Source organism: Mesorhizobium sp. WSM4884, from assembly GCF_029625675.1.
Classification (GTDB): Bacteria; Pseudomonadota; Alphaproteobacteria; order Rhizobiales; family Rhizobiaceae; genus Mesorhizobium.
This window is the reverse complement of the sequence record NZ_JARTVO010000074.1, coordinates 1-260: the sequence shown is the minus strand read 5'-3', so window position 1 is coordinate 260 and position 260 is coordinate 1. Positions and strand designations below refer to the sequence as shown.

The 260-nt window shown below is 65.4% G+C and carries 1 protein-coding gene; it reads right to left on the bottom strand.

Translation table 11 applies throughout. From position 1 onward, the window contains the following. Positions 1–260 (bottom strand): sensor histidine kinase (locus P9236_RS30725; RefSeq protein WP_278078217.1); only part of this gene is annotated, 260 nt, incomplete at both ends.

Below are 260 nucleotides of genomic sequence, written 5' to 3'. Positions count from 1 at the left end.
GAATGAGGAAGCTTGCCCGCACGCCCGCCAAGGCATAGTCGACCCTGGCCTCACCCTTGAGGTCGTACGGGATCGAGCGTTCGATCACCGTCGTGCCGAAGCCGCGCCGTGTCGGGGGCCTGACCGGCGGACCGCCGCTCTCGCTCCACTGGATGTGGAGCCGCCGCAAGGAATCGAGCGACATCTCGATATCGATATGGCCCCGGCTGTCGCTCAGGGCGCCGTACTTGGCCGAATTGGTCATCAACTCGTGGACGACC